A 22632-nucleotide genomic window follows, 5' to 3' on the forward strand; every position below is an offset into this window, starting at 1 on the left:
TCCTGTCGCCACTATGTCGGCTGCAATTCTGTGGCCTTGAGCCGGGCAGGTTGAATATATTGCTAGACTCTTTGGTCTGTACCAGTCCTATCCGTTAAGATAGTCGGCTTTTTCATGGCGGGAGTCAGGCAGTATGGCGCAGCAGTATCAACCGGGGCAACGCTGGATCAGCGACAGCGAAGCCGAGCTAGGTCTGGGGACCGTTCTGGCACAGGACGGCCGCTTGTTGACCGTGCTCTACCCGGCCACTGGCGACACCCGCCAGTACTCCCTGCGCAATGCGCCCCTGACCCGGGTGCGCTTCTCGCCTGGCGACCAGATCACTCATTTCGAAGGCTGGAAGCTGACCGTCCGCGAAGTCGATGATGTCGACGGCCTGCTGGTCTATCACGGCCTCGATGCCGAGAACCAGGCCCGTACCCTGCCGGAAACCCAGCTGTCGAACTTCATTCAGTTCCGCCTGGCCAGCGACCGTCTGTTCGCCGGACAGATCGACCCGCTGCCGTGGTTCTCGCTGCGCTACAACACCCTGGAACATACCAGTCGCCAGCTGCAATCTTCGTTGTGGGGCCTGGGCGGCACACGCGCCCAGCCTATCGCCCACCAACTGCACATTGCCCGCGAAGTCGCTGACCGGATCGCCCCGCGCGTATTGCTGGCCGACGAAGTAGGCCTGGGCAAAACCATCGAAGCGGGCCTGGTGATTCACCGCCAACTGCTGACCGGCCGCGCCAGCCGTGTACTGATCCTGGTACCCGAGAACCTGCAACACCAGTGGCTGGTCGAGATGCGCCGCCGTTTCAACTTGCAGGTGGCCCTGTTCGATGCCGAGCGCTTTATCGAAAGCGACGCCAGCAACCCCTTCGAGGATGCCCAGTTGGCGCTGGTTGCCCTGGAGTGGCTGACCGAAGACGAAAAGGCCCAGGACGCACTGTTCGCAGCGGGCTGGGATTTGCTGGTGGTGGACGAAGCGCACCACCTGGTCTGGCATGAAGACCAGGTCAGCCCCGAGTACGGCCTGGTCGAGCAACTGGCCCAGGTCATCCCTGGCGTGCTGCTGCTCACCGCCACGCCCGAGCAACTGGGCCAGGACAGCCACTTCGCCCGTCTGCGCCTGCTCGATCCGAACCGTTTCCACGACCTGGCCGCCTTCCGCGCCGAGAGCGAACACTATCGCCCGGTCGCCGAGGCCGTTCAGGAGCTGCTCGATGAAGGTCGCCTGTCGGACAAGGCGCACGCCACCATCCAGGGCTTTCTGGGTGCCGAAGGCGAGGCCCTGCTGGCAGCGGTCAGCGATGGCGACAGCCAGGCCAGCGCTCGCCTGATTCGCGAACTGCTCGATCGCCATGGCACTGGCCGCGTGCTGTTCCGTAACACCCGCGCCGCAGTCCAGGGCTTCCCGGAGCGCAACCTGCACCCGTATCCGCTGCCGAACCCTGACCAATACATGGAGCTTCCGCTGGGCGAACACGCCGAGCTGTACCCGGAAGTAGCCTTCCAGGCCCAGGGCGAGATGGACGATGACGAGCGCTGGTGGCGCTTCGACCCGCGCGTCGACTGGCTGATCGATACCCTGAAGATGCTCAAGCGGGTCAAGGTCCTGGTGATCTGCGCCCATGCCGAAACCGCCATGGACCTGGAAGACGCCTTGCGCGTGCGCTCCGGCATCCCCGCGACGGTGTTCCATGAAGGCATGAGCATCCTGGAACGTGACCGCGCTGCCGCCTACTTCGCAGACGAAGAGTTTGGCGCCCAGGTGCTGATCTGCTCGGAAATCGGCAGCGAAGGCCGCAACTTCCAGTTCTCCCATCACCTGGTGCTGTTCGACCTGCCGGCCCACCCGGACTTGCTCGAACAGCGTATCGGCCGCTTGGACCGGATTGGCCAGAAGCACATCATCGAACTGCATGTGCCGTACTTGCAGAACAGCCCGCAAGAGCGCCTGTTCCAGTGGTACGACCAGGCACTCAATGCCTTCCTGGCCACCTGCCCGACCGGCAACGCCCTGCAACATCAGTTCGGCCCGCGCCTGCTGCCGCTGCTTGAAAGCGGTGACGACGGCGAGTGGCAAGCCCTGGTCGATGAAGCCCGCGCCGAGCGCGAGCGCCTGGAAGCCGAACTGCACAGCGGTCGCGACCGCCTGCTGGAGCTCAACTCCGGCGGTGCCGGTGAAGGCCAGGCGCTGGTCGAGGCGATCCTCGAACAAGACGATCAGTTTGCCCTGCCGATCTACATGGAGACCCTGTTCGACGCTTTTGGCATCGACAGCGAAGACCACTCGGAAAACGCCCTGATTCTCAAGCCGAGTGAAAAAATGCTCGACGCCAGCTTCCCGCTGGGTGACGACGAAGGCGTAACCATCACCTACGACCGCAACCAGGCGCTGTCTCGCGAAGACATGCAGTTCATCACCTGGGAGCACCCGATGGTGCAAGGTGGCATGGACCTGGTGCTGTCCGGCTCGATGGGCAACACCGCCGTGGCACTGATCAAGAACAAGGCGCTCAAGCCGGGCACCGTGCTGCTTGAACTGCTGTACGTCAGCGAAGTGGTGGCACCGCGCGCCCTGCAACTGGGCCGCTACCTGCCACCGGCCGCGCTGCGCTGCCTGCTCGACACCAATGGCAACGACCTGGCTTCGCGGGTGTCGTTCGAGACGCTCAACGACCAGCTCGAAAGCGTGCCCAAGGCCAGCGCCAACAAGTTCATCCAGGCTCAGCGCGATGTGCTGACGCCACGGATCAACAGCGGTGAAGCCAAGATCATGCCGCGCCACGCCGAGCGGGTCGCCGAGGCCCAACGCCGGCTGGCTGCCGAAACCGACGAAGAGCTGGCGCGCCTGACCGCCTTGCAAGCGGTGAACCCAAGCGTGCGCGACACCGAAATCGACGCCCTGCGCAAGCAGCGCGAACAAGGCCTGGCAATGCTGGAAAAAGCAGCGCTGCGCCTGGAAGCAATTCGGGTGCTGGTCGCGGGTTAATCCTTGATGGCTTCATCGCCGGCGCTGCCGGCGATGAAGCCAGTCAGGCCTCTACCAGCTTGCCGCCCTCCTCCTCACTCCCCAGCACCATCCCTTCACGCATCCGCTGCGCATCACGCCCGAAACTCCGCGACGCCACCAGCAAAAACACCAGCGTCAGCATCAGTGCCACCGGTATCAGATACATCGCATCGTGCAGGCCTTCAGCCTTGAACGCCTCGCTCATCTGCACCTGCCCAGCCGCCAGCATTGCCGCCTGGGCGAAGTGATCCGACAACGCCCCCACCACCACCGGCCCCAACCCGCCCCCCAGCAAATACAGCCCGGCAAAGAACAGGGCCATGGCCGTGGCGCGCAGGCGTGGCTGAACCACATCCTGGATAGCCGTGTACACGCAGGTGTAGAAGTTGTAGGCAAACAACCACCCCACACCAAACACTGCGACAAACACGCCGATCTCGACACGCCCGGCATGTAGGGCCCACGCCGTGGCCACGGTCGACACCAGCATGCTGAATGCACCAAACAACAGCCGGCCGGTGGGAAAGCGTTGATGAATCTTGTCGGCGACCCAGCCGCCCAGGGTCAACCCCACCAACCCCGTCAGGCCGACGATCACCCCGGTGGCCACGGCCGCCTGCTGCAATGACAGCAAAAAGTAGCGCTGCAGCATCGGCACCATGAATGAGTTGCAGGCGTAGGTGGCGAAGTTGAAGGTCAGCCCCGCCAGTACCAGCCAGCAAAACGTCGGCACACTCAGCACCCGACGCAACGGCCGATCGACCGGCGCCTGCGAGATAGTCACCACTTCGGCAGCGCCCCGGGCCGGCTCGCGAATCATGAACATGAACACCGCCAGCAGCAGCCCGGGCACCGCGGCGATAAAGAACGGCGCACGCCAGCTGTCGAACGCCTGGACCATCGCGCCAATGCTGAAGAACGCCAGCAACAGCCCCAGCGGCAGGCCAAGCATGAACAGCCCCATTGCCCGTGCCCGGCGCTCGGCGGGAAACAGGTCACCGATCAGCGAGTTGGCCGCAGGGGCATAGCTGGCTTCACCAATCCCCACGCCCATGCGCACCAGCAAAAAGCTCCAGAAGCTGCCGGCCATGCCATTGACCGCAGTCAGTGCGCTCCAGACCGCCAGGCCCCAGCCCATGAGTTTGCTGCGCGAACCGTTATCGGCCATGCGCCCCAGCGGCAAACCGGCAATGGCATACACCAGGGTAAACGCGGTGCCGATCAGGCCGATCTGGAAATCGCTCAGGTGCCACTCCAGGCGGATCGGCTCGATGATGATGGCGGGGATGGTGCGATCGAAGAAATTGAACAGGTTGGCCAGAAACAACAGGAACAGGATGCGCCAGGCATTGTCGGCTTGAGTGGAGCGCTGCATTGATCGGTCCCTCGTTATTATTGTGTTCGGGGCGTTGCATATGCCGAACCGAATCTAGAGGGCCATCGACTAAGTGTCTGCCACCATTGACCGGGGTGATATCGGGTAATGGGAACCATTGGCACCGTTAGAACACATCGCTATGTGCTCAATGCCCAAATCGTAGAAGTCAAAGTGCCATTAATGAGGATGGGTTAATTCCCGCTTCCTATACTGCTGCAGGAACGGTCTCCAGACTCTTGGGGGGACGAGTGAAAACTCGACAAAGAGGCATGGTATGGAGTGGCTGGGGCTACAGATGCTCGCCGAGTTACCGGTAAGCAGTCAGATCCTTCTTGAGTGCAGGTACAACCCCTATCTGGTGGCGCTTGCCTTCCTGGTGGCCGGTGCCGGCAGCTTCGCCACCCTGAGCATGGCTGAACGCCTGAACCATACAGAGCAACCCGCGGCCCAGCGACAATGGCGACTGCTCGGTGCCTGCTGCCTGGCCGGTGGTGTATGGGCCCTGCATTTCATCAGCATGCTGGCGTTCCAGGCCTCGATCGAGGTGCACTACGACTATGCCCTCACCGGGCTGTCGCTGATGATCATGTTGCTGGCCGGCTGGCTGGCCATGAACACGCTGGGGCATCGGCAACTACGACTGCGTCATTTCCTGCAGGCAGCCGTGTGTATCGGCCTGGGTATTTGCGCCATGCATTACATCGGCATGGCGGCAATGCGCTCCAACGCCCAGCAGTTCTATCAACCGGACATGTTCATCGCCTCCATTGCCGTGGCCATCGCCACCAGCCTGCTAGCCCTGGTGCTGGCGCGTTACTTTCGCTACGGCAGTGGCATGCTCCACCAACTGCTCAAGTACGGCGCCAGCCTGTTGATGGCCGCTGGCATTTTCGCCACGCACTTCACCGGCATGTCAGCCATGACCCTGGTCATTCCCCCTGACGCCAGCGTTACCCTGGCGGCCGGCGACAACAGCCTGCAACTGAGCCTGACCATTGCCTTCATCACCTTGCTGATCAGTGCCAGCAGCATCAGTGCGGCGCTATCGGACCAGAAGCTGCAGAGCAAGGAACATGACCTGCGCCGGGTCAATCTGTTGCTCAGCCAGCTAGACCAGGCCAGGGTGTCGTTGCAGCAAGCGGCCCATTACGATGCCCTGACCAACCTGATCAACCGTCGCGGTTTCAACCAGGTATTTGCCGAGCGGCTGGTCGAACAAACCAGCAACGAAGGCATGCTGGCAGTCATGTTCCTCGACATCGACCACTTCAAGCGCATCAACGACAGCCTGGGTCACGACGCTGGCGATGAGCTGCTCAAGGTCATTGCCGGCTATATCAAGGCGGCGACCCGGAGCCAGGATGTGGTGGCGCGCTTTGGCGGCGACGAGTTCTGCATTCTCACCGCGCTTCACAACCGTGACGAAGCCCGCCACCTGGCCCAGCGCATCATGCAAAAAATGAAGGAGCCGATCATCCTGGCCGGACGGCGCATGGTCATGACGACCAGTATCGGTATCAGCGTGTTCCCCGACGACGGTCGTACATGCGAAGAACTGCTCAAGAATGCGGACCTGGCGCTGTATCAATCCAAAGGCTGTGGGCGCAACAACCTGAATTTCTTCAACAACACCCTCAAGGCCCGGGCCACCCTCGAACTGCAACTGGAGGAAGAGCTGCGCATTGCGCTGCTCGAAGAGCATGGGCTGCGCATCCACTACCAACCGATTTTCGACCTGCACACCGGGCAGGTGGCCAAACTCGAGGCGTTGGTGCGCTGGCAGCATCCGCAACATGGCTTGCTCAGCCCGGAGCGTTTCATTGGCATTGCCGAAGCCAACGGCCTGATAACCGAGCTCGACCTCTGGGTCATGCGCCATGCCTGCGAAGATCTGGCGCACTTGAGCCGCCATGGCTACAGCGGATTGAAGGTCACCGTCAATTGTTCGGCCCTGACCCTGGGGCGCGAAGAGCTGGCCAGGGAAGTCGAGAATGCCTTGCAACAGGCCGGCCTTGCGCCCCGGCAACTGGAGCTGGAAGTCACCGAGAACGCTTTGATGGGCAACATCCACAGCACCAGTGCAATGCTCAAGGATATCCGCGCCCTGGGAGTGTCCCTGTCGATCGACGACTTCGGCACCGGCTACTCGTCATTGGCCTACCTCAAGCGCCTGCCCCTGGACACCCTGAAGATCGACCGCTCGTTCATCCAGGATGTACCTCGCAGCCGGCAGGACATGGAGATCGTCCAGGCAATCATTGTCATGGCCCACACGCTGCACCTGCAGGTGGTCACCGAAGGTGTGGAAACCCTGGAGCAATACCAGTTTCTCGCCCAGCAGGGCTGCGACTTTGTCCAGGGCTACCTGCTAAGCCGCCCGGTGCCCCTGGGGGACCTGCGCGCCATCATCGGCAAGCTGGAGCAGCGCGAGCCCGTGCGGACCAGCTTCAATCCTTACGTCGGTACAGATCAATCAATGTCGCCGGATCTTTTTGCAGATAACCCTGACTACCGTGCAAGCGCATCATCTGCGCGGCCAAGCCACTGAGGGGCGTTGCCGAGCCCTGCTCACGAGAGAACTTCACCGCTGTATCCAGGTCCTTGAGCAACGTGCGCACGTGCCATTTGACCGGTTCGAAGCGGCTCTGGGCCATTTGCGGTGCCAGAATCTGCAACGGCTTGGAGTCGGCGAAGCCTCCGGCCAGGGCCTCGGCGATCAGGCTCGCGTCGACACCGGACTGTTCGGCCAACGCCACCACTTCGGCAATGACCAGAGCGTTGCACGCAACGATCATCTGATTGCAGGCCTTGGTCACCTGCCCTGCCCCTACCGGCCCCATGTGGGTGACCCGCTGGCCCAGAGTCAGCAATACCGGGCGTACCTTTTCAAGGTCTGCCGCATTGCCCCCGACCATAATTGCCAGGCTGCCCGCCTCGGCCCCCGGCGTGCCACCGGACACGGGCGCATCCAGCCAGCTCATGCCACTGAGCGCCGCAAGCTCGGCTGCCATTTCCCGGGTCGCCGTCGGTTCCAGGCTGGAAAAGTCCACCAGCAACTGCCCGGCCTGGCCACCCTTGGCCACGCCTTCGGCGCCAAATACGACATCGCGCACCACCGCGGTATCGGCCAGGCACAGCAACACCACGTCAGTGCCCTGACACAACTCGGCCGGCGTCGCGACCTGGCGGGCACCCGCCTTGACCAGCTCGGCACACTTGTCTGGCGAGCGGTTCCATACCGTCAGCGGATACCCCGCTGCCAACAAACGCCGACACATCGGCAAACCCATCAGGCCGATTCCGGCAAACCCCAGTGAAGGACGTGCAGTGCTCATGTACAGCTCCAGGCAGATTAAAGAAGTTGAGTAATTGGACGATTCAGTTGCAGGCGTGGCAGGGAAACTCCTACCCGGCGCTAGGGGAGCCCCCTATCGCTCACGCCAAATACGCACTGATACAGTCGCGAACCTTTTCCAGTGATGGCCCTATGACACCCACTAGAACAGCCATCCACCTGCAGGCAAATGGCGCAAAATGACCTCCAAGAATACTTCCGCCAGCGCGGTTTCCGAACTGACGTCATCCTCTCCCGCGCTCAGCAGTTCCGGGGCAAGAGAGTTCCACACCCCACGGGCGCTCAATCCGCAGCAGTACCTCTACTTCACCGAGACAGACATTCAGCGCATCCTCGAAAACCTCGACGGCCTGCGCGACCTGGTGTTCCCACCCAGCGTCCACCTCGAAGACGAGAGCCAACTGCGGCTGGACCAACAGTTTCCTTCGGTCTGCCTGATCGGCCTGGGCCGCTGTGGTTCAAACATCGCCCTGGATGTTGCAGAACTTGTATACAACGCCAGGACCTTCTACCTCAACGAATTCAATAATCAAGACCCTGCCGGTAGCGAGTCCAGCTACAGCCCGGCGCGCTGGATCCGCAACAATCTGCGCCTGGTACAGAACAAACCCAGCAAACCGGTGTTCCTGGTCGAACCGCTGGTGATGCTTGGCGACCTGGACAAGGACATTGCCGGGCGCATCCGTTTCTCGGGCAAGGGTGAAAAGAGCGGTTTCATCCGCGACTACAGCAAAATGAAGATCATGGACCTCTCGGAAGTCCATGCCGGGGGTGCCGGTAATGCGCCGATCCTGGGCCAGTACCTGGCCAAGATCATTCTCAACAAGGAGACCCACCGATTCTCCAGCGCCGACTGGAAGCTGATTCATTCCTACCTGATCGACTCCTGCGGGATCAAGGCCAACCAGTCCAGGCTGTACTTCTACATCTTCAGCGCCGGTGGTGGCACGGGCTCGGGCATGGCATCGGAATTCGGCCTGGCCCAGCAGTACTCGTACATGAACAAGACCTTCGATACCAAGCCGGCGGACGAGAACGACGGCAAGAGTGGGCACTCGTTCGTCTTCGAGCCGATCTTCACCAGTGGCATCTGCGTGCTGCCCAACATTTCCGATCACCGCAGTGAAATGTCGGAAGCGCTGCACATCAACGCTGGCCGATTGCTGTGCAAGTACCTGTCGGAGGAATGGGACTTCTCCTACAACTTCGATAATGAAGACAGCAGCGAAGCCAGCGTCATGGGCCGTATCCGCCCCTGGAACGCGATGATGCTGATCTCCAACGACATCATGCGCTATGCCGAAGAAAACGATGACGGCAACATCCAGAACATTGATGTCAATGCCATGGAGAAGCATGCCAACCAGTACATCTCACAGCAGATCTTCAACATTCTCACCGCCCAGGCCGTCACTACCGACTACGACCAGACCTACTTCCGTCGGGCGGGCATCGACATCGGCGAAACCATCCGCCTGGACGCCAATGACCTGTTCATGAGCCTGGCCGGCCCGGTGGCCATCGCCTACGCCGAATCAGTGGTGCCGGAACGCACTTCGCCGGGCACGGACAAATTCAAGGTGTTCGAGAAAGATCAGCAGCCCCTGAACATCGATGACCTGTTCTTTCGCTCCATCGATCTGCCCCACTTCAACACACAAACCCAGGCGATCGAGGGCATCAGCCTGCTGCCGATCGAATCCAAGCGCTATCGGGCGGCGCTGGAGCAATACAAGTCCTCGGGCTACGACGCTGCGGCCCTGCACGACCTGCACTTTTTCAAGAATTGCTCGTCGGTGGTCTCGATTGTCTCGCTGCCCAAGGACTACAAGCTGTCGTACATGGACCTGAACCGGCTCAAGACCCACCTCAACAGCCTGTTCCCCAACACCACCCTCAAGCGCTATGCCTTGGTCATCGGCGCATCGGCAAACCTGTCGCTGACCACCCTGATCGCCAAGAGTCCGTGCCTGTCGGACGACTTCCTGACCTTGATCGTGGCGTTCATCAAGCGCTGCTTTGCCCGCAACCCGTACCGCTTCGACGACACCCTGGACAACGCCATCCTCGAATTCATCACCAGTGAAACCTTCGATGAAGCGCGCATCGATGACCTGCTCAATGAATACGAAAACCCGGCGAAAATCCTCGATACCAACTGGTACGCGATCAAACCGATGTACGAGAAGAAGTACCGCGAGCTGATCAACGACAAGAGCAAGTTCGTCTCGATCAATGACATTCGTCTTTCACGAGAATGCGTGAAGAAGGCGGTGAAGTACCTGCGCGAAATCTACCGCCATCGCATCGGCAAGACGCGGGTGATTTCGTTGAACAGCCATACCGGGAAGGTCGACTACTGATAGAACGCATCGCGGGGCAATCCCGCTCCTGTCCGCCAGGAGCGGGATTGCCCCGCGATAAACTGTTACCTGCGCCACGGACTGTTACCAACGGTCACCCCGCCTGAACAGTCTCGAGCACCAAAATCGTCTGCCTGTGCGTTTTCACGCACCAATTTCGGGCACGCTCACTCAGGTTTCTTCACCTGAATCACGATGAACGGTGAAACCACCACTGCCCAGATCTCTGGATCGCGGCTCTGAAGGTCTAGCGCCTGCTCTGCAGTAACGGCGCCCACCGTGCCAGCATTACGCCATGCGGCCACGGTTTCGCTACGGTTCTCGGCCATCGCCTGTGCAACTTCAATCAGGTCCAGGGACGTGTCGACCCAAATCAGGTCACCTTTGGCCCAAAAACGCTCCAGGGCTTTCCACTCGATTACTGCGGTCTCGCCGAGCAGCTTGGCATAGAGGGTGCTTGGTTGATCAGTCATGGGTTCCTGCCAGAAATAATTCGACTACTGTAAGAGGTCGGTATTTTTGCAGAAAAACCCGGTTTCAAAGAAATAATTGAGAGAAAACAACTGGAAAGCGGCGACTTTCCGCGTGAATTGGGCTGGGCCTAGCCGCTTTACTGTAAGTTTCTGTCAATTAAGCGACATGCTCCGAATTTGCCTCAGCGGGCCTGCTTTTCAAGCGACAAAGCGGCGCTCTACACTGTACCGGTACAGTTGCCAGGGCAAAATCGGAGCAGTCCGGGACCGTGACGAGGCGTGGCCTCCTACGGAACCTGATCCGGTCCTCATGCGCTGGCCGCCAGGACTATAAAAATTACAACAGAATGAGTGGAGCATTATGAGTAAGGCTACTAAGCAGATTTCCAAGCTGTTTGCCGCAATGGTTCTGGCCGGGGTTGCCAGCCATTCGTTTGCAGCCGACACTATCAAGATCGGCATCGCCGGCCCGAAAACAGGTCCGGTGACTCAGTACGGCGACATGCAGTTCATTGGTGCCAAACAAGCCATCAAAGACATCAACGCCAAGGGCGGTGTCGACGGCAAGATGCTTGAAGCCAAGGAATACGATGATGCGTGCGACCCTAAACAGGCCGTGGCAGTCGCCAACAAAGTGGTCAACGATGGCGTCAAGTTCGTAATCGGCCACCTGTGCTCCAGCTCCACCCAACCTGCGTCCGACATCTATGAAGATGAAGGCGTGATCATGATCACCCCCGCCGCCACCAGCCCGGAAATCACCGCCCGTGGCTACAAGCTGATCTTCCGCACCATCGGTCTGGACAGCGCCCAGGGCCCGGCTGCAGGCAACTACATTGCCGATCACGTCAAACCGAAAGTGGTTGCAGTCCTGCACGACAAGCAGCAGTACGGTGAAGGCATCGCCACTGCCGTGAAGAAGACTCTGGAAGACAAAGGCACCAAGGTTGCCGTCTTCGAAGGCCTGAACGCCGGTGACAAGGACTTCTCGTCCATCATCCAGAAGCTCAAGCAGAACAACGTCGACTTCGTCTACTACGGCGGCTACCACCCAGAGCTGGGCCTGATCCTGCGTCAGGCCAAGGAAAAAGGCCTGAACGCCAAGTTCATGGGCCCAGAAGGCGTCGGCAACGACTCCATCTCGCAGATCGCCCAGAACGCCTCCGAAGGCCTGCTGGTCACCCTGCCGAAGTCCTTCGATGCCGACCCTGCGAACAAGGCCATCGTTGAAGCGATCAAGGCTGACGGCAAGGACCCAAGCGGCCCGTTCGTGTTCCCTGCCTACTCGGCTGTCCAGCTGATCGCCGATGGCATCAAGGCTGCCGGTAGCAGCGACGATGCAGAAAAAGTCGCGGCAGAAATCCACAAAGGCACCTTCAAGACCCCGACTGGCGACCTGTCGTTCGACGACAAGGGCGACCTGAAAGACTTCAAATTCGTGGTCTACGAATGGCATTTCGGCAAACCTAAAACCGAAGTTTCTCCTCAGTAATTCCGTCTGACTACATGACTACTAAGCCCACTGTGCGAGCAGTGGGCTTTGTTTTACGAGGTTCATGGGCCTGATTCCCGCGATCCGGGAGCAGGTTCACCTGAAAATCTTAAAACCGTCACCAGCGGTTCGCTGACAGTGCCTGTGTCGAAGTGGCTCAAGACCACAAGACCGAGCCGGGAATACCCCACCAGTGAAATGCGTACCAGGTTTTTAGGAGCGCTGTAATGCCTGAGATCTATCACTTCTTCCAACAGCTGGTTAATGGCCTGACCATTGGCAGCACCTATGCCTTGATAGCCATTGGCTACACAATGGTTTACGGCATCATTGGAATGATCAACTTCGCCCATGGCGAGGTCTACATGATCGGTTCCTACGTGGCCTTCATTGCCCTTGCCGGGCTGGCCATGATGGGTATCGACTCACTGCCGATATTGATGACCGTCGCCTTCGTCGCAACGATCTTCGTGACCAGTGCCTATGGCTACAGTATCGAGCGGGTCGCCTACCGGCCGCTGCGTAACAGCAACCGGTTGATCCCGCTGATTTCTGCCATTGGTATGTCGATTTTCCTGCAGAACACCGTATTGCTATCCCAGGACTCCAAGGACAAGTCCATCCCCAACCTGATCCCAGGGAGCATCTCTTTCGGACCGGGCGGCGCAGAGGAAGTGCTGATCTCCTACATGCAGATCCTGGTGTTCGTCGTCACTCTGGTGGCCATGACCGGACTGACCCTGTTCATCTCGCGTTCGCGTCTGGGCCGGGCCTGCCGGGCCTGCGCAGAAGACATCAAGATGGCCAACCTGCTTGGCATCAACACCAACAACATCATCGCCCTGACCTTCGTCATCGGTGCTGCCCTGGCAGCCGTGGCGGCCGTGCTGCTGAGCATGCAGTACGGGGTGATCAACCCCAACGCCGGTTTCCTGGTGGGCCTGAAGGCCTTTACCGCGGCTGTATTGGGCGGTATCGGCAGTATTCCGGGCGCCATGCTCGGCGGCCTGGTGCTGGGGGTGGCTGAAGCCTTTGGTGCCGATATCTTCGGTGACCAGTACAAGGACGTGGTGGCCTTCGGCCTCTTGGTCCTGGTGCTGTTGTTCCGTCCGACCGGCATTCTCGGCCGTCCGGAGGTTGAGAAAGTATGAACAAGAATCTCAAACAGGCGTTTTTCGCCGCCTTGCTGGTCTGGGCCGTGGCCTTCCCGGTGCTTGGCCTGAAGCTCAGCATCGATGGCATCCGACTGATCGTCCATAGCCAGGGGGCCTTCACCCTCACGATCATCGCCGTGTGTTCGGTACTGATGTTCCTGCGTGTGCTGTTCGACAAACAGTGGAGCGCAGTGATGCGCACCCGCTCGGACCGCAAGCTGATCTCGCCGGCCGTGAGCAACTTCCTGACCCTGCCCAAGACCCAGCGCTGGATCATCCTGGGCCTGATCGTGGTTGCACTGGTGTGGCCATTCTTCGGTTCACGCGGCGCAGTCGATATCGCCACCCTGATCCTGATCTACGTGTTGCTGGGCCTGGGCCTGAACATCGTGGTGGGCCTTGCCGGGCTGCTCGACCTGGGCTACGTCGGCTTCTACGCCGTCGGCGCCTACAGCTATGCCCTGCTGTCGCACTACTTTGGCTGGGGATTCTGGATCTGCCTGCCGATCGCCGGCATGATGGCGGCCACCTTCGGCTTCCTGCTCGGCTTCCCGGTACTGCGTCTGCGCGGTGACTACCTGGCCATCGTGACCCTGGGCTTCGGTGAGATCATTCGTCTGTTCCTGCGTAACCTCACTGGCCTGACCGGTGGCCCGAACGGCATCAGCAACATCGAGAAGCCGAGCTTCTTCGGCCTCACCTTCGAGCGCCGCGCGGCCGAGGGCATGCAGACCTTCCACGAGTTCTTCGGCCTGCAATACAACTCGATCAACAAGGTCATCTTCCTCTACCTGGTTGCCTTGTTGCTGGCCTTGCTCGCCTTGTTCGTGATCAACCGTCTGCTGCGCATGCCGATCGGTCGCGCCTGGGAAGCACTGCGTGAAGACGAGATCGCCTGCCGCGCACTGGGTCTGAACCCAACCGTGATCAAGCTCTCGGCGTTCACCCTGGGTGCCTGCTTCGCCGGTTTCGCCGGTAGCTTCTTTGCCGCTCGCCAGGGCCTGGTGACCCCGGAGTCGTTCACCTTCATCGAATCGGCGATCATCCTCGCCATCGTCGTGCTTGGCGGCATGGGTTCTCAGTTGGGCGTGATTCTCGCGGCCATCGTGATGATCCTGCTGCCCGAACTCATGCGTGAATTCAGCGAATACCGCATGTTGATGTTCGGGGCATTGATGGTGTTGATGATGATCTGGCGTCCGCAAGGCCTGCTGCCTATGCAACGTCCTCACATGGAGCTGCGTCGATGAGCCGCGAAATTCTGCAAGTCAGCGGCCTGAGCATGCGCTTCGGCGGCTTGTTGGCGGTCAACGGCGTGGCCCTGACCGTCAAGGAAAAGGAAGTGGTGGCCTTGATCGGCCCTAACGGGGCCGGCAAGACCACAGTGTTCAACTGCCTGACCGGCTTCTACAAGCCGAGTGCCGGCACCATCCTGCTGGATGGCCAACCGATCCAGGGCCTGGCTGGCCACGAGATTGCCCGCAAGGGTGTGGTACGGACCTTCCAGAACGTGCGCCTGTTCAAAGACATGACCGCACTGGAAAACCTGCTGATTGCCCAGCATCGTCACCTGAACACCAACTTCTTCGCCGGCCTGTTCAAGACGCCGGCGTTCCGTCGTAGCGAGCGCGAGGCCATGGACTTCGCGCAGTTCTGGCTGGACAAGGTCAACCTCACCGAGTTCGCCAACCGTACCGCCGGAACCCTGGCCTACGGTCAGCAACGACGCCTGGAAATCGCCCGCTGCATGATGACCCGCCCGCGGATCCTCATGCTCGACGAACCGGCCGCCGGCCTGAACCCGAAGGAGACCGAAGACCTCAAGGCCCTGATCAGCCTGCTGCGTGAGGAACACAACGTCACGGTGCTGCTGATCGAGCACGACATGAAGCTGGTCATGAGCATCTCCGACCACATCGTGGTCATCAACCAGGGCACGCCCCTGGCTGACGGAACCCCGGAACAGATCCGTGACAACCCTGAAGTGATCAAAGCCTACCTGGGGGAAGCGTAAATGCTGCAGTTTGAAAACGTTTCCACCTTCTACGGCAAGATCCAGGCGCTGCACAGCGTCAACGTCGAGATCCGCCAGGGTGAGATCGTCACCTTGATCGGTGCCAACGGCGCGGGCAAATCCACCTTGCTGATGACCCTCTGTGGCTCTCCCCAGGCCCACAGCGGCAGCATCAAGTACCTGGGTGAAGAGCTGGTCGGCCAACCGTCCTCGCACATCATGCGCAAGAGCATTGCCGTGGTACCCGAGGGGCGCCGGGTGTTCGCCCGCCTGACGGTGGAAGAGAACCTGGCCATGGGTGGCTTTTTTACCGACAAGGGCGACTTCCAGGAACAGATGGATAAGGTCCTGCACCTGTTCCCGCGCCTGAAGGAGCGCTTCACCCAGCGTGGCGGTACCATGTCCGGTGGCGAGCAGCAGATGCTGGCCATCGGCCGGGCGCTGATGAGCAAACCCAAGCTGCTGTTGCTTGACGAGCCGTCACTGGGCCTGGCGCCGATCATCATCCAGCAGATCTTCGACATCATCGAACAACTGCGTCGTGATGGTGTAACGGTCTTCCTGGTCGAGCAGAACGCCAACCAGGCCTTGAAGATCGCCGACCGTGCCTATGTACTGGAAAACGGCCGGGTGGTGATGCAGGGCACGGGTGAAGCCCTGCTGACCGATCCAAAGGTACGCGACGCTTACCTGGGAGGTTGACCCACTGTAGGAGCGGGCTTGCCCTGCGAGAGTGATTCGATAGTCACTTCGCATCGCGGGGCAAGCCCGCTCCTACGTTTTTGAACCAGCGCATCAGGTAGTCGGCAAGCACCTGAACCCGCTTGGGCATCGCCCCTTGATAGGGATGCACGAGGAACAGCGGAACGCTGCGCGTCTGATAGTCATGCAATAGCCACAGCAATCGCCCTTGCGCCAGTTCCCCATGCACCATGTAGGAAGGCAACCTGGCAATCCCCGCCCCCAGCAACGCGGCTTTCTTCAGCAGGCTGTAATGATTGCTGGCAAAACTGCCGCCAACCTGTACTCGCACCAATTCATGGTGCTGGTGATACAACCACTCCTCGCGACCACTGTAGTGACTGTTGAGCAAGCAACGATGGCTGCTCAGTTGCGCAGGTGTGTCCGGCTGCCCATACCGCTGAACATAGGCCGGGCTGGCACAGGTCAGCTCCTGCATCGCCAGCACCGGGCGTGCCACCAATCGCGCATCGTCCTGGACCTCGGTGCGAATGGCCAGGTCGAAGCCATCCCCTAGCAAGTCACGGTAGCCATTGTTCAATTCGAGCTCCACTTGAAGGTCGGGGTAGGCCGAGGCGAACTCCAGTAACAGTCCTTCAAAAAAAGTCTCTCCCAATGACACCGGTACGGTGATGCGCACCGGGCCTGCCAGTTCGTCCCTGAGCATGGACAGGGTCTGACGGGCCCCCTCCATTTGACGTACCAGCGCCTGGGCCTGGGGCAACAGCATGGCCCCCGCGGCGGTCAGGCTCAGGCGGCGCGTTGTGCGGTGCAACAACTTGACCGAGTGACTGGCCTCCAACGCACTGATGCGCTTGGACAACTGCCCCTTGCTCCAGCCCAGTTGCTGGGCAGCCTGGGTGAAGCTACCGGCATCCATCAAAACGGCAAAGGCCGCCAGGTCGTCCAGGTCGCTCATGGATTGTTTCCATATGAAAACCAAAGGTTGCCTATTAGCACGCTTATCTGCACAAAAATCCACCCTAGACTTGAGCCTTGTCCTCCCAACCTGCAAGGAACGGTTCTATGAAAATCCTGTTGATCGGCGCCAGCGGCACTATTGGTTCAGCGGTAGCCAAGGAACTGGAACAACGCCATGAAGTGATTCGTATCGGTCGCAGCAGCGGTGACTACCAGGTGGATATCAGCGACAGCGCGTCGATTCGCCGCCTGTTCGAGCAGACCGGCCGCTTCGATGCCCTGGTCTGCGCCGCCGGCAACGTGACCTTCGCCCCACTGGCGGAAATGACCGAAGCACAGTTCGCCCTGGGCCTTGGCGACAAGCTCATGGGCCAGGTGAACCTGCTACTGATTGGCCGGGAATTCATCAACGACGGTGGCTCGTTCACCTTCACCACCGGCGTCACCAGCCATGACCCGATCCGTACCGGCGCCTCGGCGAGCCTGGTGAACGGCGCCATCGATGCCTTCGTCAAGGCGGCGGCCATCGAGTTGCCGCGCGGCTTGCGGGTCAACTCCATCAGCCCCAATGTGCTGGTCGAGGCGATGCCGGCCTACGCACCGTACTTTCGCGGATTCAAACCCGTCCCGGCCGCCGAGGTGGCACTGGCCTATGCCAAGAGCGTCGAAGGTCTGCAGACCGGCCAGACCTATCATGTGGGCTGAGGCCTTGTGATCGGCGCCGAGCCTGCGTAACGTGGCGGCACCTTTTGGTAGAGACTCTGGAGTTTGCTCGATGCGTGCCGCCCCTTCGCTGTTGCTTGTCGCCTTGTTGCCGCTGTTTGCCGGCTGCCAGATGCTGGCCGATAAACCCCAGGCCGCCTCAAGCGTTGGCATGACCCGGATGCAGGGCGAGTTGAGCGCACAAGGTGGCCAGTTGCTGTTCAAGCCCTGCACGGAAAATCGCCATTTTGCCGTGTTCGATGCAGGCAACACCGGCATTCTGCAGGAAGCAGCGGACCTGGCCGATGAGCCGGGTACGCTGTTCGCCGATATCAACGGCACGCTGTCCACCAGCCAGAAAGCCGGCAACGACGGCCAGTTGAACGTGCAGCGGCTGTACCGGGTCGAGCACTCCAACAGTGCCTGCAGCGACCCCAACTTCAAGCGCCTGACCCTGCGCGCGAGCGGCCACGAACCGGACTGGAACCTTAAGGCCAGCGGCAAGGGCATGGTCCTGGACCGTCCCGGCCAGCCGTCCCTCGCAGTGCCCTACCTGGAAGAGCAGTTGCCCGACGGTCGCTTCAGCCTCAGCACCGAAGCCAACGGCCAGCGCGTGGAACTCTGGGTCGCCCCACAGCGCTGCGTCGATATCGCCACCGGCGGCGTGCAGCACTTGATGGCCGAGTTGCGTGTCGATGGCCAGACCCTGCGCGGTTGTGCTTATTACGGCGGCGCACGCAACGACTGATCATCGGCGCACGCGTTTCTCCTGCCTGCAACGGCGGCGAACAGCTTATACTTGGCGGTTTGTGTAAAGCCGCCGGCCGTTCATGGCCGGGATACTGGACCCTGCCATGTTACGAATCACCGAACTGAAGCTGCCGCTGGATCATCCTGATGAAGCCCTGCGCGAGGCAATCGTGCAACGCCTGGGGATCAGCGACGAGCAGTTGCTGGACTTCACCCTGTTCAAGCGCAGCTATGACGCGCGCAAGAAGAACAGCGAACTGCTGTTCATCTACACCATCGACCTGAACGTCAGCAACGAAGCCGAGCTGCTGCGCACGTTCGCCGACGACCACAACGTCAATGTCGCGCCGGACGTCAGCTACAAGGTGGTCGGCCAGGCACCTGCCGACCTGCAGGAGCGTCCGATCGTGGTTGGCTTCGGACCGTGCGGGATCTTCGCCGGCCTGCTGCTGGCACAGATGGGCTTCAAGCCGATCATCCTCGAACGCGGCAAGGAAGTGCGCCAACGTACCAAGGACACCTGGGGCCTGTGGCGCAAGAGCGTGCTCAACCCCGAGTCGAACGTGCAGTTCGGTGAAGGCGGCGCCGGTACCTTCTCCGATGGCAAGCTCTACAGCCAGATCAAAGACCCGCAGCACCATGGCCGCAAAGTGCTGCACGAGTTCGTCAAGGCCGGTGCGCCGGACGAGATTCTCTACGTCAACAAGCCACACATCGGCACCTTCCGCCTGACCGGCATGGTCGAGAACATGCGTCATGAGATTCATGCGCTGGGCGGTGAAGTGCGCTTCGAGCAGAAAGTCACCGACCTGCTGATGGACGACGGCCAGCTCCATGGCGTAGTGCTGGAAAGCGGCGAACAGCTGAACTCGCGCCACGTGATCATGGCCCTGGGCCACAGCGCCCGCGACACCTTCCGCATGCTGCACGCCCGCGGCGTGTTCATGGAAGCCAAGCCGTTCTCCATTGGTTTCCGCATCGAGCACCCACAGTCGCTGATCGACCAGGCGCGCCTGGGCAAGTACGCCGGGCACCCGAAACTGGGCGCGGCAGACTACAAACTGGTGCACCACGCCAAGAACGGACGCTCCGTCTACAGCTTCTGCATGTGCCCGGGCGGCACTGTGGTAGCGGCCACCAGCGAGCCAGGCCGGGTAGTCACCAACGGCATGAGCCAGTACTCGCGTAACGAGCGTAATGCCAACTCGGGCATCGTCGTCGGTATCACCCCCGAGCAAGACTTCCCGGGCGGTCCACTGGCCGGTATCGAACTGCAGGAAAAACTCGAATCCCACGCCTATGTGCTCGGTGGCAGCAACTACCAGGCACCGGCCCAATTGGTGGGCGACTTTGTCGCTGGCAGGCCGTCTACCGCCCTGGGCAGTGTCGAGCCGTCGTACAAACCGGGCGTCAACCTGGGCGACCTGGCCCCGAGCCTGCCGGACTTTGCCATCGAAGCCATACGTGAGGCGTTGCCGGCCTTCGATCGGCAGATCAAAGGTTACAACCTGCACGATGCGGTACTGACCGGCATCGAAACCCGCACCTCGTCACCGCTGCGCATCACCCGCGATGCGAGCATGCAGAGCCTGAACCTCAAGGGCCTGTTCCCGGCTGGTGAAGGTGCTGGTTACGCGGGCGGAATCCTGTCGGCGGGTGTCGACGGAATTCGCATTGCCGAGGCCGTAGCCCGCAGCATGCTGGGTCTGGAGCAGTAAATGGTTATCGCGGGGCAAGCCCGCTCCTACAGGAGCGGGCTTGCCCCGCGATGATTTCAAATCCCCGCACACAAGATCGACTCGGGTAGCGCCTCGCCCCGCTCGACGCACGCCGTCACCGCCTCGATCCCCTCCCGCAACTGATACCCCTGTCTCGTCAGCCAGTCCTGGTCGTAATAGCTGGTCGCATAGCGATCACCGCCATCACAGAGTATCGCCACGATCGAGCCAGTCTCCCCGGCCGTACGCATCTGCCGTGCCGCGATCAACGCACCGATCAGGTTGGTACCGCTCGAGCCTCCCACTCGCCGCCCCAGGCGCTCAGCGAGGTAGTGCATGGCTGCCAGCGACAGAGCATCCGGCACCTTGACCATCGCATCGATGACATGGGGCAGGAACGATGCCTCTACCCGTGGACGGCCAATGCCTTCGATCCGTGAGCCGCAATCAAGCTGCAAGGTGCGATCACCGCTCTTGTAGCTGTCGAAAAATACCGACCGCTCGGCATCGGCACACAGTACCCGGGTGGTGTGCTGGCGATAACGCACATAGCGCCCCAGGGTTGCCGTGGTGCCACCCGTACCGGGGCTGGAAATCAGCCAGCTCGGCTCTGGATGGCGCTCGAAGCGCATCTGGCTGTAGATCGACTCGGCGATATTGTTGTTGGCACGCCAGTCGGTAGCGCGCTCGGCGTAGGTGAACTGGTCCATGAAGTGCCCGCCACTTTCTCGCGCCAGGCGCTCGGACTCGGCGTAGATCTGCGTCGGATCATCGACCAGGTGACTCTGGCCGCCATAAAAGGCGATCTGGGCAATCTTTTCCTGAGAGGTACTGGCGGGCACCACGGCAATGAAGGGCACACCGAGCAAGCGCGCAAAGTAGGCTTCGGAAATCGCCGTCGATCCACTGGAGGCTTCGATCACGGGCGCACCGGGGCGCAACCAACCATTGCACAAGGCGTAGAGAAACAACGAACGCGCCAGACGATGCTTGAGGCTACCCGTGGGGTGACTGGACTCGTCCTTGAAATACAAGTCGACGCCGGGAAACCCGGGCAGAGGCAGCGGGATCAGGTGGGTATCGGCACTGCGCTGAAAGTCAGCCTCAATGATACGGATGGCTTCGCGTGCCCAGAGGCGGTGATCAGTCATGGTCCTGTCCCGGAAAAGATCAAAATGCAAGGGATCATGGTAGGAAACCCCGGCAAAAGCTAACAGATACAGCCGCACTAAATATTTCGATACAACTGCTAGGCTGCATGAGGCAGGATCGCCATCACTTATAACAAAAGCGAATATGTTTTTTGTTTTAAAGAATATCTGCTCACGGTAGGGTGTCGCCCTATTAGAAACCTCAGGATGGAGATCACCCTTGCTGCGTAGCACTTTCACACGTTTCTTTCAGTTGGAAGCTGCCAGCGGTCTATTACTGATTGCTGCAGCTGCCCTGGCCCTGATCATCAATAACTCGCCGTTGTCGTACTTGTACAACGGCCTGCTGGATGTCCCCGTGGTCGCCCAGATTGGCGCACTGAAAATCGCCAAGCCTTTGCTGCTGTGGATCAACGACGGCTTGATGGCGCTGTTCTTCCTGCTGATCGGCCTTGAGGTCAAGCGCGAGGTGGTCGAAGGCCACCTGTCCAAGCCTTCGCAAATCGTCCTGCCCGGGGCAGCCGCCATTGGCGGCATGGTCGTCCCGGCACTGATCTACTGGTTCCTGAACAAGGACGACCCGAGCGCTACCGCTGGCTGGGCCATTCCGATGGCCACCGACATCGCCTTTGCCCTGGGTGTACTGGCCCTGCTGGGCAAGCGGGTGCCGGTGTCGCTGAAGCTGTTCCTGATGACCCTGGCGATCATTGATGACCTGGGTGCAATCATCGTCATCGCCCTGTTCTACTCGAGTGAGTTGTCGACCTTGTCGTTGATGCTGGCGGGCGCTTGCCTGTTGGCCCTGATCGCCATGAACCGGCTGGGCGTGGTCAAGCTGGGGCCTTATATGGTGATTGGCCTGATCCTCTGGGTCTGCGTGCTCAAGAGTGGTGTGCATGCCACCCTCGCCGGCGTCACCCTGGCCCTGTGTATCCCATTGCGAACCCGCAATGCCGAGCCCTCTCCCCTGATGACGCTGGAGCACGCCCTGCACCCGTGGGTCGCTTACGGCATCCTGCCCTTGTTTGCCTTCGCCAACGCTGGTGTATCGCTGGCCGGTGTCACGCTTGAAAGCTTCACTCACCATGTGCCTATGGGCATCGCCGTGGGCTTGCTGCTGGGCAAGACCATCGGGGTATTCGGCCTGACCTGGATGTCGGTCAAGCTGGGCATCGCCGCCCTCCCCGCCAACGCCAACTGGGGCCAGGTGCTGGGCGTGGCGATCCTGTGTGGCATCGGCTTCACCATGAGCCTGTTCGTGGGCTCCCTGGCGTTCGTGCCCGGCAGCAGCGAGTACGCCGGTATGGACCGCATGGGCATTCTCACCGGCTCCATTCTTGCCGCCCTGATCGGCTACACCATCACCGCGCTGGCCAGCCGCAAAGCTGTCACCGCCTGAGCAAAAATCAGGCGATAAAA

The 22632-nt window shown here is 60.6% G+C and carries 17 protein-coding genes; 12 read left to right on the forward strand and 5 right to left on the reverse strand.

The features are described 5' to 3' along the window. Window positions 1–133 precede the first annotated feature (133 nt). A complete protein-coding gene (rapA, locus tag U9R80_RS21420) occupies window positions 134–2980 on the forward strand; it encodes an RNA polymerase-associated protein RapA (protein WP_301841342.1) in 2847 nt (948 codons plus the stop codon). A gap of 43 nt (window positions 2981–3023) precedes the next feature. On the opposite strand, the gene U9R80_RS21425 is transcribed toward rapA, so the two are convergent. Further along, window positions 3024–4376 carry a spinster family MFS transporter gene (locus U9R80_RS21425; protein WP_324803891.1) on the reverse strand — a complete coding sequence of 451 codons (1353 nt, stop codon included), beginning with the start codon at window positions 4374–4376 and terminating at the stop codon, window positions 3024–3026. Window positions 4377–4653: 277 nt separating this feature from the next. On the opposite strand from U9R80_RS21425, the gene U9R80_RS21430 reads away from it, so the two are divergent. After that, entirely contained in the window at window positions 4654–6927 is a 2274-nt protein-coding gene (locus U9R80_RS21430; protein ID WP_301841340.1) for a putative bifunctional diguanylate cyclase/phosphodiesterase, read from the forward strand. Here U9R80_RS21430 and U9R80_RS21435 read toward each other — a convergent pair. Continuing rightward, window positions 6827–7714, reverse strand: coding sequence for an NAD(P)-dependent oxidoreductase (locus tag U9R80_RS21435; protein ID WP_301841338.1), 888 nt, complete (start codon window positions 7712–7714; stop codon window positions 6827–6829). The two genes, U9R80_RS21430 and U9R80_RS21435, sit on opposite strands and share 101 nt — an antisense overlap. 199 nt (window positions 7715–7913) lie before the next feature. Between U9R80_RS21435 and U9R80_RS21440 the strand changes: the two genes are divergently transcribed. Further along, window positions 7914–10097 (forward strand): hypothetical protein, encoded by a 2184-nt coding sequence (locus U9R80_RS21440; protein ID WP_301841336.1) that lies wholly within the window; start codon window positions 7914–7916, stop codon window positions 10095–10097. A gap of 167 nt (window positions 10098–10264) precedes the next feature. Here U9R80_RS21440 and U9R80_RS21445 read toward each other — a convergent pair whose 3' ends face one another. Beyond that, complete coding sequence (locus U9R80_RS21445; RefSeq protein ID WP_301841334.1) at window positions 10265–10570, reverse strand: DUF2288 domain-containing protein; 306 nt, start codon at window positions 10568–10570, stop codon at window positions 10265–10267. 361 nt (window positions 10571–10931) lie between these two features. Between U9R80_RS21445 and U9R80_RS21450 the strand changes: the two genes are divergently transcribed. The 5 genes from U9R80_RS21450 (at window position 10932) to U9R80_RS21470 (ending at window position 15932) form a co-directional block, all read left to right on the forward strand. After that, complete coding sequence (locus tag U9R80_RS21450) at window positions 10932–12062, forward strand: branched-chain amino acid ABC transporter substrate-binding protein (RefSeq protein WP_301841332.1); 1131 nt, start codon at window positions 10932–10934, stop codon at window positions 12060–12062. Window positions 12063–12289: 227 nt separating this feature from the next. Further along, window positions 12290–13213, forward strand: coding sequence for a high-affinity branched-chain amino acid ABC transporter permease LivH (gene livH / locus U9R80_RS21455; RefSeq protein WP_028943524.1), 924 nt, complete (start codon window positions 12290–12292; stop codon window positions 13211–13213). Beyond that, window positions 13210–14466: a high-affinity branched-chain amino acid ABC transporter permease LivM gene (locus U9R80_RS21460; protein WP_301841329.1), complete on the forward strand. Its 1257-nt coding sequence runs from the start codon at window positions 13210–13212 to the stop codon at window positions 14464–14466. The genes livH and U9R80_RS21460 overlap by 4 nt, the downstream gene beginning before the upstream one ends. Next, entirely contained in the window at window positions 14463–15230 is a 768-nt protein-coding gene (gene livG / locus U9R80_RS21465) for a high-affinity branched-chain amino acid ABC transporter ATP-binding protein LivG (protein WP_301841327.1), read from the forward strand. The genes U9R80_RS21460 and livG overlap by 4 nt, the downstream gene beginning before the upstream one ends. Beyond that, complete coding sequence (locus U9R80_RS21470; protein ID WP_301841326.1) at window positions 15231–15932, forward strand: ABC transporter ATP-binding protein; 702 nt, start codon at window positions 15231–15233, stop codon at window positions 15930–15932. It abuts the gene before it with no gap. 43 nt (window positions 15933–15975) lie between these two features. Here the strand turns inward: U9R80_RS21470 and U9R80_RS21475 are convergent, their stop codons facing one another. Further along, window positions 15976–16890 (reverse strand): LysR family transcriptional regulator, encoded by a 915-nt coding sequence (locus U9R80_RS21475; RefSeq protein WP_301841325.1) that lies wholly within the window; start codon window positions 16888–16890, stop codon window positions 15976–15978. Between the two features lie 107 nt (window positions 16891–16997). Between U9R80_RS21475 and U9R80_RS21480 the strand changes: the two genes are divergently transcribed. From U9R80_RS21480 to U9R80_RS21490, 3 genes are all read left to right on the forward strand, one after another. Next, window positions 16998–17597, forward strand: coding sequence for a short chain dehydrogenase (locus U9R80_RS21480; protein ID WP_301841324.1), 600 nt, complete (start codon window positions 16998–17000; stop codon window positions 17595–17597). Between the two features lie 70 nt (window positions 17598–17667). Further along, window positions 17668–18342: a COG3650 family protein gene (locus U9R80_RS21485; RefSeq protein ID WP_301841323.1), complete on the forward strand. Its 675-nt coding sequence runs from the start codon at window positions 17668–17670 to the stop codon at window positions 18340–18342. Between the two features lie 106 nt (window positions 18343–18448). Continuing rightward, window positions 18449–20062, forward strand: coding sequence for an NAD(P)/FAD-dependent oxidoreductase (locus U9R80_RS21490; RefSeq protein WP_301841322.1), 1614 nt, complete (start codon window positions 18449–18451; stop codon window positions 20060–20062). Window positions 20063–20118: 56 nt separating this feature from the next. Here U9R80_RS21490 and U9R80_RS21495 read toward each other — a convergent pair whose 3' ends face one another. Next, window positions 20119–21213 (reverse strand): PLP-dependent cysteine synthase family protein, encoded by a 1095-nt coding sequence (locus U9R80_RS21495; protein ID WP_301841321.1) that lies wholly within the window; start codon window positions 21211–21213, stop codon window positions 20119–20121. A gap of 220 nt (window positions 21214–21433) precedes the next feature. On the opposite strand from U9R80_RS21495, the gene nhaA reads away from it, so the two are divergent. Beyond that, window positions 21434–22612: a Na+/H+ antiporter NhaA gene (nhaA, locus tag U9R80_RS21500; protein WP_301841319.1), complete on the forward strand. Its 1179-nt coding sequence runs from the start codon at window positions 21434–21436 to the stop codon at window positions 22610–22612. Window positions 22613–22632 lie beyond the last annotated feature (20 nt).

The sequence above is a fragment of the Pseudomonas sp. JQ170C genome (assembly GCF_035581345.1).
Lineage (GTDB): Bacteria > Pseudomonadota > Gammaproteobacteria > Pseudomonadales > Pseudomonadaceae > Aquipseudomonas.

Coding starts and splice junctions, on each gene's coding strand:
- rapA (WP_301841342.1), top strand. CDS start 134: ATGGCGCAGCAGTATCAACCGGGGCAACGCTGGATCAGCGACAGCGAA.
- U9R80_RS21425 (WP_324803891.1), bottom strand. CDS start 4,376: ATGCAGCGCTCCACTCAAGCCGACAATGCCTGGCGCATCCTGTTCCTG.
- U9R80_RS21430 (WP_301841340.1), top strand. CDS start 4,654: ATGGAGTGGCTGGGGCTACAGATGCTCGCCGAGTTACCGGTAAGCAGT.
- U9R80_RS21435 (WP_301841338.1), bottom strand. CDS start 7,714: ATGAGCACTGCACGTCCTTCACTGGGGTTTGCCGGAATCGGCCTGATG.
- U9R80_RS21440 (WP_301841336.1), top strand. CDS start 7,914: ATGACCTCCAAGAATACTTCCGCCAGCGCGGTTTCCGAACTGACGTCA.
- U9R80_RS21445 (WP_301841334.1), bottom strand. CDS start 10,570: ATGACTGATCAACCAAGCACCCTCTATGCCAAGCTGCTCGGCGAGACC.
- U9R80_RS21450 (WP_301841332.1), top strand. CDS start 10,932: ATGAGTAAGGCTACTAAGCAGATTTCCAAGCTGTTTGCCGCAATGGTT.
- livH (WP_028943524.1), top strand. CDS start 12,290: ATGCCTGAGATCTATCACTTCTTCCAACAGCTGGTTAATGGCCTGACC.
- U9R80_RS21460 (WP_301841329.1), top strand. CDS start 13,210: ATGAACAAGAATCTCAAACAGGCGTTTTTCGCCGCCTTGCTGGTCTGG.
- livG (WP_301841327.1), top strand. CDS start 14,463: ATGAGCCGCGAAATTCTGCAAGTCAGCGGCCTGAGCATGCGCTTCGGC.
- U9R80_RS21470 (WP_301841326.1), top strand. CDS start 15,231: ATGCTGCAGTTTGAAAACGTTTCCACCTTCTACGGCAAGATCCAGGCG.
- U9R80_RS21475 (WP_301841325.1), bottom strand. CDS start 16,890: ATGAGCGACCTGGACGACCTGGCGGCCTTTGCCGTTTTGATGGATGCC.
- U9R80_RS21480 (WP_301841324.1), top strand. CDS start 16,998: ATGAAAATCCTGTTGATCGGCGCCAGCGGCACTATTGGTTCAGCGGTA.
- U9R80_RS21485 (WP_301841323.1), top strand. CDS start 17,668: ATGCGTGCCGCCCCTTCGCTGTTGCTTGTCGCCTTGTTGCCGCTGTTT.
- U9R80_RS21490 (WP_301841322.1), top strand. CDS start 18,449: ATGTTACGAATCACCGAACTGAAGCTGCCGCTGGATCATCCTGATGAA.
- U9R80_RS21495 (WP_301841321.1), bottom strand. CDS start 21,213: ATGACTGATCACCGCCTCTGGGCACGCGAAGCCATCCGTATCATTGAG.